Consider the following 8,805-nt stretch of genomic DNA (forward strand, 5'->3'; position numbering starts at 1 on the left):
GAGTGAGAGTAAAAAAATGAGAATTCCTATTTTAAAATTGCACGAATATTTATTGATCACCATTCAAGTTGAAATGGATGATCAGACAGCTCTTCAATTTCAAGAAGACTTGCTTAATAAAATTCACGATACAGGTGCGAAAGGAGTGGTTATTGACCTAACGTCAGTAGACATGATCGACTCCTTTATAGCTAAAGTTCTTGGAGATGTAGTAAGGATGTCAAAATTAATGGGAGCTCAAGTTGTATTAACAGGAATACAACCAGCAGTTGCTATTACTCTAATTGACCTTGGAATTTCAATGAGGGAAGTTTCGACAGCACTTGACTTAGAACAGGGGCTTGATAAATTGCGTCTGGAACTGGAGGGATGATTATGGACATCCAATCCTGTGTGGAAGTACGCAACGAGTGGGACATCGTAAGTGCCCGTCAACTCGGAAGAAACATGGCTAAAGAGCTCGGTTTCGGAAACGTTGACCAAGCAAGAATAACAACAGCCATATCTGAACTCGCCCGTAACATCTATCTATACGCTGGACGAGGAAAGATTTGCATCGAACCAATCGATCAATTAGGAAGAAAAGGACTGCGAATCGTAGCCTTAGATAATGGTCCTGGAATTCGAGAGATCCGAAAAGTTATGGAAGATGGATACACTACTTCTGGCGGATTAGGAGCTGGATTACCAGGCGTGAAGCGATTAATGGATGAATTCTCAATCGAATCCACTGTAGATGTGGGGACGGAGATATCAGCTACTAAATGGCTTCGTTAGGAGGAGAGCTCTTGACCGCAAAAGACGCACTAACGGAACGTTATCAAGATTTATTATCGGTCTATCTAAAAGCCAAAACAGAGACGACCCTCTACAAAGGGCAGCAATTCAGCAGAAAGTTATTAGAACAGCAGATCTCACCAGAAGATCTTGTCAGTTTGCACATCCAAGTGATGGATGAACTGTTTCCAGATATGTCTGAAGAAATGAGAGATTCTTTTGACTTTCTGCTTGAAGCGATGATCGGCTACGGTTTTGCTTATCGTGAGCACCAAAGTTTGCGTGATAAGCAACAACAGCTCGAATCAGAGATTGAAGTTGCCGCAAGTATGCAGCAGACGTTACTGCTCAGTGATGTGCCAGAGTTTGATCAGCTAGACATCGGCGTAGTGAGTGTTCCCGCTAAAAAAATGAACGGTGATTATTATAATTTTGTTAAGAGCGGCAACAGTTTAAGTGTCGCTGTAGCAGATATTATCGGTAAAGGCATACCCGCTGCACTCTGTATGTCTATGATTAAATATGCGATGGACAGTTTACCTGAAGAACAGATGAAGCCTCATCTACTTTTAGAGAACTTAAACCGTGTCGTTGAACAAAATGTTCATAGCAACATGTTCATCACGATGTTTCATGGGGTTTATGAACCTGAAAGTCATAAGTTTTACTATGCGGGTGCTGGTCATGAACCAGGCTTTTTCTATCACGCAAAGGAAGACGAGTTTCATGACTTGATCGCTAAAGGTCTGGTTCTTGGTGTATCCAGAACAACCACTTATCACCCATACGAAAAGATGATAGAAGTGGGAGACATGGTTATCCTTCTTTCAGACGGAGTGACCGAGTGTAGAACAAGCAAAGGATTCATCGAAAGAGAAGAAGTTGTTGCTCTTATTCGAAAGTATATGGATCTGCCCTCACAAAAGATTGTTGAAAATGTATTTCAGGAGCTTGATCGCCTTCAAGGCTTTGAGCTAAGAGATGATTTTACTTTAATTATTTTAAAACGACTGGTTTAAACAGTATTTGATTAGGGTAAAGGTACCTTATATGGTTCCATACAAAGCTTGGGGGGAAATAAAATGAATTTGCAAATAAATCAAGATCAAATAAATGAAACATACGAGTTAAACCTTACAGGAGAAGTGGATGCTTATACAGCTCCTAAGTTAAAAGAAGTGATGCTTCCATTAACAGAGAAAGAAGGAAACATCGTAATCGTAGATCTTTCCGGAATTGAATATATGGACAGCACAGGGCTAGGTATTTTCGTAGGAGCTTTAAAATCTTCTAAAGCAAATCATAGCTCTTTAAAATTAAGAGGCATGACAGAACGCGTTAAACGCATTTTTGAAATTACTGGATTAACGGAAGTAATGGATATTGAAAGTGGAGTAAAGGGGGAGGCGCTATGAGAACAGCGTCCGACTATATTGAAATGAAGGTCCCTGCAAAACCGGATTATGTAGGTGTCGTCAGGTTAACGATCTCTGGCCTGGCCAACCGCATGGGTTTTGCGTTTGACGAAATTGAAGATATCAAAATTGCAGTATCAGAAGCTGTAACGAACGTTGTTAATCATGCCTATACCGATACTGAAGATAAAGGCCAAGTTCGTATTGGCTGTAATATATATGATGACCGCATGGAAATTACGGTTGTCGACCAAGGAAAAAGCTTTGATGTCGAATCTATCTCTAAAAATCTTGGCCCTGTAGATGGTAAATCAGTTGATCAACTGCATGAGGGAGGTTTAGGCCTCTTTCTGATAGATACATTAATGGACAAGGTAGAAATAAGCAGTGAAGCCGGTGTCGTTGTAATGATGACGAAGTATCTTCACAGAGATGAGGTGGAGGAACATGTCGACAGAATCTCACCAGCGCCTTCACAGTAAAGAACAAGTCTATGCTTGGATTGATGAACTGCAGCAAGACCCAAAGAACGAAGAGATTCAGACGAACCTCGTGTTGCAGTATCAAGACTTAGTTCATTCACTAGCTCGGAAGTTTTCTAAAGGCAAAAGCATTCATGACGATTTAGTACAAGTCGGTATGATTGGATTGCTTGCGGCTTTTAGAAGGTACGACAAAACGTTTGGAAGATCATTTGAATCTTTCGCTGTTCCGACCATCGTCGGAGAGATTAAACGTTTTATCCGTGATAAAACATGGAGTGTTCACGTACCTCGTCGAATTAAGGAACTTGGACCAAGAATCAAGAAAGCCGTTGAAGAACTAACTACGCGTTTACAAAGATCACCGAAAATTTTTGAAATCGCAGAGTACCTAGAAGTTTCTGAAGAGGAAGTTCTAGAGACGATGGAGATGGGCAAAAGTTATCAAGCTCTATCTGTAGATAGTTCCATTGAAGCGGATCAAGAAGGAAGTACGGTTACATTACTCGATCTAGTTGGTTCCAACGATGTTGGTTTTGATCAGATTGATAAAAGAATGCTTTTGGAAAAAGCTTTTGCCGTTCTTTCCGAACGCGAACGCGAAATTCTTCAATGTACGTATTTTGAGAATTTAAGCCAAAAGGAAACGGGAGAACGCCTAGATATCTCTCAAATGCATGTGTCCCGACTTCAGCGACGAGCACTTGAAAAGCTTAAAGAAGCGTTGCGCGTATCACCTTCGGAGGCTCTTAAATGATCGAACACTATCAGTTTAGCAAGGCATCTGTTTCCTCTTATCAGAAACCGAAAAAGGGAAATGATCTTTGCGGAGATAGTTTTTATGTAAAAGAAACGGAAGATTATTTGATTTGTGCAGTAGCGGATGGTCTAGGAAGTGGTAAGATGGCGAAAGAAGCTTCTGGGGCCGCTACTGATATTATCGATCGAAATCATCATGAAACTGTCGAAGGGTTAATGCATCTTTGTAATGAAGGTCTGAGACATACTCGTGGTGCCGTGATTGCTATAGTTAAAGTCGATTATCATAATCATACCGCTACTTATTCAGGAGTTGGTAACATCCGTTTTATGATCTCTGCAGAAAGACAAAGAGCGATACACCCTTTGCCGAAAGTCGGTTTTCTTGCAGGAAAGCCTGAAAAATTTAAAGTACAAGACTTTAAGTTCGAAAAAGAGTTAACACTGATGCTTTATTCGGATGGTATGGACATTCATACACAGAGCCGTTCGTTGTTAACGAAAATGATATCACCAAAAGAATCGGTCCTCTATATCAGTGGATTGCCTCAAGATATTAATGACGATGCAACCTGTCTCGTCGGACAAATAAATTTGATTTCGTAAAAACATCACCTTCATCAGTATGTAGGGTGGTGTTTTTTGTTTTGGCTGTTTTCTAAAAGATTGTTGCATTTAAATCTTTTTAGTTACTTCTTCGACTGTTGATTGTAGTGGAAGGTGCGTGCCAGCCACATGAGATACTTCTTGCAAGGCATGCGACGAGGAAGCTCACTACGGAGAATTAACTTTTAGACGCAGGAGCAAGGAACTTCTAAAGGTGGGCAGTCCTTGAAGTGGAAGGGGCTAGCCGTTGCAACTAGCCAGGTGAGACACTTAAAAGTGGAACGTACAAATGTGGCTCACCGCCTGCCCCGCGGAAAGCGAGCAACCTGGAAAGGAAATCAACGACTTCCAAGAGTGGATCAGAAATAACCAGTGCGATTTTTACGCCACCACTTCCTTGGTTTATAATAGTACTAATTGATTGAAAAAGGAGTGTTCTTATTGGGACAACCTATTAATGAACAAGCATTGAGAACAATGGAATCCGAACTGAACGTAAAAGGAAAACAAATTAACCAGGTTATTGCTCTACTAGAAGAAGGAAACACGGTCCCGTTTATTGCGCGTTATCGAAAAGAATTAACGGGTGGCTTAGATGAAGTACAGATTAAAGACATTATGGACCGATGGACATATCTGCAAAATCTAGCTTCACGTAAAGAAGAAATCCTTCGTTTAATAGAAGAACAAGGAAAATTGACTGAAGAATTAACGGCAGCAATTGCAAAAGCACAAAAGCTACAAGATCTTGAAGATATTTATCGTCCGTACAAACAAAAGAGAAGAACGAAAGCAACTGTAGCGAAAGAAAAAGGTCTCGAACCACTTGCTTTATGGTTGTTAGAACAAAGAAATGATGATCCACTAACGGAAGCAGCATCCTACATAAATGAAGAAAAAGAAGTGCATTCTGCTGAAGATGCATTGACTGGAGCGAAAGACATCATCGCTGAAATGCTGTCTGACGATGCAGATATGCGAAAGTGGATTCGCGAAGATACATTTTCCAAGGGCGAGATCAAAACTGATGGAAAAAATGCAGAATTAGATGAGAAAAAAGTATTCGAAATGTACTATGAATATCAAGAACCGATCCGAAAGATTGTTCCGCATCGTGTTTTAGCGGTGAATCGCGGCGAAAAAGAGAATATTTTAAGAGTAGGTATCGCTGCTCCTTCAGAACTGATCGTATCAAAGATGGAGCGGAAAGTAGTGAAACGTTCGAGCTCACCTGCTGCACCTATTATATTAGAGGCGATTGAAGATGCCTATAAACGATTGATCGCGCCTTCCATCGAACGAGAAATTCGCGCGGCTCTAACCGAACAAGCGGAAGAGCGTGCGATTCATATTTTTTCTGAAAATGTAAGAAGTCTTCTATTACAAGCACCACTAAAAGGGAAAGTTGTTTTAGGTGTTGACCCTGCTTATAGAACGGGTTGCAAATTAGGAGTGGTTGATGAAACTGGAAAAGTGCTTCATATCCAGACAATCTATCCTACACCACCGCGATCAGAAATAGAAAAATCGGCAGCGGTTGTAAAAAAACTGATCGATCAGTATGATATCGAAATCGCAGCGATTGGAAATGGGACAGCGTCACGTGAAACAGAACAATTTATTGCAGAGACTTTAAAGGACTTAGAGAAATCTGTAGCATATGTGATCGTTAACGAAGCGGGAGCGAGTGTGTATTCAGCTTCTACAGTCGCTCGAGAGGAATTTCCAGACCTTCAAGTTGAGGAAAGAAGTGCGGTATCCATTGCCCGAAGACTTCAAGATCCGTTGGCGGAGCTCGTTAAAATCGATCCGAAGTCTATTGGAGTAGGTCAGTATCAGCATGATGTTTCTCAAAAAAGACTTGGTGAAGAAATTTCTTTTGTTGTTGAAACTGCAGTTAACCAAGTTGGAGTTAACGTTAATACCGCATCATCGTCTCTTCTTCAATATGTATCTGGGTTGTCCAAAACCGTTGCACAGAACATTATTGTTAAACGAAACGAGGTAGGAAAGTTCAAAAACAGAACAGAACTGAAGAAAATTCCTCGTCTTGGTGCAAAAACGTATGAACAATGTATCGGATTTTTACGTGTAGTTGATGGAGATCAACCACTTGATCAGACGGGTATTCATCCAGAAAGCTATCCGGCAACAAAAGCTCTTTTAAAAGAACTCGGATTCAAACCTGCTGATATCGGTTCAGATGCTCTTGCGGAAAAGTTGAAATCACTTTCGCTTGAAGCAACTTCAGAGAAATTAGATATCGGCGTTCCAACATTAAAGGATATAATCGAAGGGCTTATGAAACCTGGGCGAGATCCTCGTGATGCTTTTTCAGGGCCAGTCCTTAAAACAGATGTTCTTAAGATGGAGGACTTGTCACAAGGAATGGAGCTTCAAGGAACGGTTCGAAACGTTGTTGATTTTGGTGCTTTTGTAGATATTGGCGTAAAACAGGACGGGCTTGTTCATATTTCTAAGCTTACGGATCGATTCGTAAAGAATCCGATGGATGTCGTTAGCGTAGGGCAAGTCGTTACTGTATGGGTAGATTCAGTAGATGTATCCAAGCAACGAATCGCTCTAACCATGATCGCCCCTAAGTAAGGAATAAAAGATTAAGCACTTCTCCAGTGGATTATTCTTCACTGGAGGAGTGTTTTTTGTTATAAAAGAACCAGCATTGATTAAGTAAGCGGATTTGGTAACGGTCTTTTTGATAATAAGCACGACGGAGCTGTCTTTTAAACCATGTTGGCATATAGAGAACCTCCCTGAACTTCCCAATCCGTTATTTGTGTATTAGTCTATGTATAGGAGCTTGTTAATGTGAACTAGAAATGTAAGGAGCTTGACCATGACGAATGAAGAATTGCAGAAACTAACGGAGGAGATCTCGATTCAGTTCTTCAATAAAACGTTTCGCCATCAAGCGAGATTCAATAGAAGGCTGCGAACAACAGGTGGACGTTATCTGTTGCGATCTCATGATATAGAAATGAATCCTCATCTTTATGAAGCGTTTGGTATGGAAGAATTGATCGGTGTCATTAAGCATGAGCTCGTGCACTATCATATGCATATCGAGGGCAGAGGGTATAAACATGGTGACGATGACTTTAAATATTGGCTACATAAAGTAGGTGGGTCTCGTTTCTGTCAATCCATCCCGGAAAAAAGAAGAACAGAGAGCTATAAATACGCTTATTTATGTACGGACTGTATGCAGTCATATAAGAGAAAAAGGCAAATAGATACGAAAAGATATGTGTGTGGAAAGTGCAGAGGGAAATTAAAACAGGTTTCTTTAAAATAGGGTGTTGACTTCGAATATAGGTATGTGGTAATTTAATAAAGTCGCTGTTAGACATACCTATTACATAGCTTTTAAAAGCAGGTATCGTTAAGCGAATGCGGCTCAGAAAAAACTTCTAAAAATAGTTGACATCTGAGGCAAAAACAATTATGATATTAATTGTCCTTAAAAGACATTCCACAGTAGCTCAGTGGTAGAGCTATCGGCTGTTAACCGATCGGTCGTAGGTTCGAGTCCTACCTGTGGAGCCATACAGAGAAGTACCCAAGTGGCTCAAGGGGCGCCCCTGCTAAGGGTGTAGATCGCTAACGCGGTGCGAGGGTTCGAATCCCTTCTTCTCTGCCATGTGGCCCGTTGGTCAAGCGGTTAAGACACCGCCCTTTCACGGCGGTAACACGGGTTCGAATCCCGTACGGGTCACCATATACTTTCATAAAATTAATACCTATAGATTGATGGACTCGTGGTGTAGTGGTTAACATGCCTGCCTGTCACGCAGGAGATCGCCGGTTCGACCCCGGTCGGGTCCGCCATTATTTCTAAGGTGTTGGGCTATAGCCAAGCGGTAAGGCATCGCACTTTGACTGCGACATGCGTTGGTTCGAATCCAGCTAGCCCAGCCATTTTTTCTTTTTAAGATAAGTGTTTAAAAAACACTTCGAGTGAGAGCCATTAGCTCAGTTGGTAGAGCATCTGACTTTTAATCAGAGGGTCGAAGGTTCGAGTCCTTCATGGCTCACCATTTTCAAATTAATATGCGGGTGTGGCGGAATTGGCAGACGCGCTAGACTTAGGATCTAGTGTCTTTGACGTGGGGGTTCGAGTCCCTTCACCCGCACCATATTAATTTTTCTCAATAAGTTGCAGTGCTCATGCGCTGGCATCTAGCCGCGCGGTCGTGGCGGAATGGCAGACGCGCTAGCTTGAGGGGCTAGTGGGGGTATCCCCGTGGAGGTTCGAGTCCTCTCGACCGCACCAACTTTAACTTATAACATAGAATACATTTAAAATATGCGCCCTTAGCTCAGCTGGATAGAGTGTTTGACTACGAATCAAAAGGTCGGGAGTTCGAATCTCTCAGGGCGCGCCATATTTACTTACGGGAAGTGGCTCAGCTTGGTAGAGCACCTGGTTTGGGACCAGGGGGTCGCAGGTTCAAATCCTGTCTTCCCGACCATACTTATGCGGGTGTAGTTTAGTGGTAAAACAAGAGCCTTCCAAGCTCTGGTCGTGAGTTCGATTCTCATCACCCGCTCCATTATTTTTTACGGGCCTATAGCTCAGCTGGTTAGAGCGCACGCCTGATAAGCGTGAGGTCGATGGTTCGAGTCCATTTAGGCCCACCATATGATCGTAAAAATGATCAAAAAAGAATTTTAAAAAAGTGCTTGACTTTATAACTTCCATTCGGTAAGATGATAAAGCTGTCTCGGAAAAAGACAAGCCAAAC

11 protein-coding genes and 12 tRNA genes are annotated in these 8,805 nt (G+C 41.8%); 22 read left to right on the forward strand and 1 reads right to left on the reverse strand.

Annotated elements, in window-relative coordinates:
• The first annotated feature begins 16 nt into the window (after positions 1–16).
• From HU823_RS21110 to HU823_RS21150, 9 genes are all read left to right on the forward strand, one after another.
• A complete protein-coding gene (locus tag HU823_RS21110) occupies positions 17–373 on the forward strand; it encodes an STAS domain-containing protein (protein WP_066239455.1) in 357 nt (118 codons plus the stop codon).
• A 2-nt stretch (positions 374–375) separates the two neighbouring features.
• A complete protein-coding gene (locus HU823_RS21115; protein ID WP_066285716.1) occupies positions 376–777 on the forward strand; it encodes an anti-sigma regulatory factor in 402 nt (133 codons plus the stop codon).
• Between the two features lie 11 nt (positions 778–788).
• Positions 789–1,796, forward strand: a complete 1,008-nt coding sequence (locus HU823_RS21120; protein ID WP_144704760.1) for a PP2C family protein-serine/threonine phosphatase — start codon at positions 789–791, stop codon at positions 1,794–1,796.
• 63 nt (positions 1,797–1,859) lie between these two features.
• Positions 1,860–2,192, forward strand: coding sequence for an STAS domain-containing protein (locus tag HU823_RS21125; RefSeq protein WP_144704763.1), 333 nt, complete (start codon positions 1,860–1,862; stop codon positions 2,190–2,192).
• A complete protein-coding gene (gene rsbW, locus HU823_RS21130; RefSeq protein ID WP_144704766.1) occupies positions 2,189–2,674 on the forward strand; it encodes an anti-sigma B factor RsbW in 486 nt (161 codons plus the stop codon). The genes HU823_RS21125 and rsbW overlap by 4 nt, the downstream gene beginning before the upstream one ends.
• The gene (gene sigB / locus HU823_RS21135) at positions 2,640–3,431 is read left to right on the forward strand and encodes an RNA polymerase sigma factor SigB (RefSeq protein ID WP_137792090.1); all 792 of its coding nucleotides are present in this window, start codon (positions 2,640–2,642) and stop codon (positions 3,429–3,431) included. The genes rsbW and sigB overlap by 35 nt, the downstream gene beginning before the upstream one ends.
• Positions 3,428–4,039 carry a SpoIIE family protein phosphatase gene (locus HU823_RS21140; RefSeq protein ID WP_144704769.1) on the forward strand — a complete coding sequence of 204 codons (612 nt, stop codon included), beginning with the start codon at positions 3,428–3,430 and terminating at the stop codon, positions 4,037–4,039. The genes sigB and HU823_RS21140 overlap by 4 nt, the downstream gene beginning before the upstream one ends.
• A 225-nt stretch (positions 4,040–4,264) precedes the next feature.
• Positions 4,265–4,408, forward strand: a complete 144-nt coding sequence (locus HU823_RS21145; protein ID WP_197223283.1) for a hypothetical protein — start codon at positions 4,265–4,267, stop codon at positions 4,406–4,408.
• Positions 4,409–4,516: 108 nt separating this feature from the next.
• Positions 4,517–6,646, forward strand: coding sequence for a Tex family protein (locus HU823_RS21150; protein ID WP_197223284.1), 2,130 nt, complete (start codon positions 4,517–4,519; stop codon positions 6,644–6,646).
• Between the two features lie 31 nt (positions 6,647–6,677).
• Here HU823_RS21150 and cmpA read toward each other — a convergent pair whose 3' ends face one another.
• Positions 6,678–6,800, reverse strand: coding sequence for a cortex morphogenetic protein CmpA (gene cmpA / locus HU823_RS21155; RefSeq protein WP_137792088.1), 123 nt, complete (start codon positions 6,798–6,800; stop codon positions 6,678–6,680).
• Between the two features lie 96 nt (positions 6,801–6,896).
• On the opposite strand from cmpA, the gene HU823_RS21160 reads away from it, so the two are divergent.
• The 13 genes from HU823_RS21160 (at position 6,897) to HU823_RS21220 (ending at position 8,701) form a co-directional block, all read left to right on the forward strand.
• Positions 6,897–7,355, forward strand: a complete 459-nt coding sequence (locus HU823_RS21160; RefSeq protein ID WP_144704772.1) for a SprT family protein — start codon at positions 6,897–6,899, stop codon at positions 7,353–7,355.
• Between the two features lie 176 nt (positions 7,356–7,531).
• A tRNA-Asn gene (locus HU823_RS21165) sits at positions 7,532–7,606 on the forward strand.
• A gap of 3 nt (positions 7,607–7,609) precedes the next feature.
• A tRNA-Ser gene (locus tag HU823_RS21170) sits at positions 7,610–7,700 on the forward strand.
• Between the two features lie 3 nt (positions 7,701–7,703).
• Positions 7,704–7,778, forward strand: a tRNA-Glu gene (locus HU823_RS21175).
• Between the two features lie 34 nt (positions 7,779–7,812).
• Positions 7,813–7,888 (forward strand) — tRNA-Asp (locus tag HU823_RS21180).
• 15 nt (positions 7,889–7,903) lie between these two features.
• A tRNA-Gln gene (locus HU823_RS21185) sits at positions 7,904–7,978 on the forward strand.
• A gap of 43 nt (positions 7,979–8,021) precedes the next feature.
• Positions 8,022–8,097, forward strand: a tRNA-Lys gene (locus HU823_RS21190).
• A 15-nt stretch (positions 8,098–8,112) separates the two neighbouring features.
• A tRNA-Leu gene (locus HU823_RS21195) sits at positions 8,113–8,196 on the forward strand.
• A gap of 51 nt (positions 8,197–8,247) precedes the next feature.
• Positions 8,248–8,333 (forward strand) — tRNA-Leu (locus HU823_RS21200).
• A 35-nt stretch (positions 8,334–8,368) separates the two neighbouring features.
• Positions 8,369–8,445: transfer RNA gene (locus HU823_RS21205), tRNA-Arg, on the forward strand.
• 10 nt (positions 8,446–8,455) lie between these two features.
• Positions 8,456–8,532, forward strand: a tRNA-Pro gene (locus HU823_RS21210).
• Positions 8,533–8,539: 7 nt separating this feature from the next.
• Positions 8,540–8,613 (forward strand) — tRNA-Gly (locus tag HU823_RS21215).
• A gap of 11 nt (positions 8,614–8,624) precedes the next feature.
• Positions 8,625–8,701, forward strand: a tRNA-Ile gene (locus HU823_RS21220).
• The last annotated feature ends 104 nt before the right edge of the window (positions 8,702–8,805 follow it).

Source organism: Fictibacillus sp. 18YEL24, assembly GCF_015903855.1.
GTDB classification, from domain to species: Bacteria; Bacillota; Bacilli; order Bacillales; family Fictibacillaceae; genus Fictibacillus; species Fictibacillus phosphorivorans_C.

Excerpts from the sequence above, each read along its gene's own strand:
- HU823_RS21160 (WP_144704772.1), top strand. The coding sequence starts at position 6,897 with ATGACGAATGAAGAATTGCAGAAACTAACGGAGGAGATCTCGATTCAG.
- HU823_RS21150 (WP_197223284.1), top strand. The coding sequence starts at position 4,517 with ATGGAATCCGAACTGAACGTAAAAGGAAAACAAATTAACCAGGTTATT.
- HU823_RS21125 (WP_144704763.1), top strand. The coding sequence starts at position 1,860 with ATGAATTTGCAAATAAATCAAGATCAAATAAATGAAACATACGAGTTA.
- sigB (WP_137792090.1), top strand. The coding sequence starts at position 2,640 with ATGTCGACAGAATCTCACCAGCGCCTTCACAGTAAAGAACAAGTCTAT.
- HU823_RS21115 (WP_066285716.1), top strand. The coding sequence starts at position 376 with ATGGACATCCAATCCTGTGTGGAAGTACGCAACGAGTGGGACATCGTA.
- HU823_RS21110 (WP_066239455.1), top strand. The coding sequence starts at position 17 with ATGAGAATTCCTATTTTAAAATTGCACGAATATTTATTGATCACCATT.
- cmpA (WP_137792088.1), bottom strand. The coding sequence starts at position 6,800 with ATGCCAACATGGTTTAAAAGACAGCTCCGTCGTGCTTATTATCAAAAA.
- rsbW (WP_144704766.1), top strand. The coding sequence starts at position 2,189 with ATGAGAACAGCGTCCGACTATATTGAAATGAAGGTCCCTGCAAAACCG.
- HU823_RS21140 (WP_144704769.1), top strand. The coding sequence starts at position 3,428 with ATGATCGAACACTATCAGTTTAGCAAGGCATCTGTTTCCTCTTATCAG.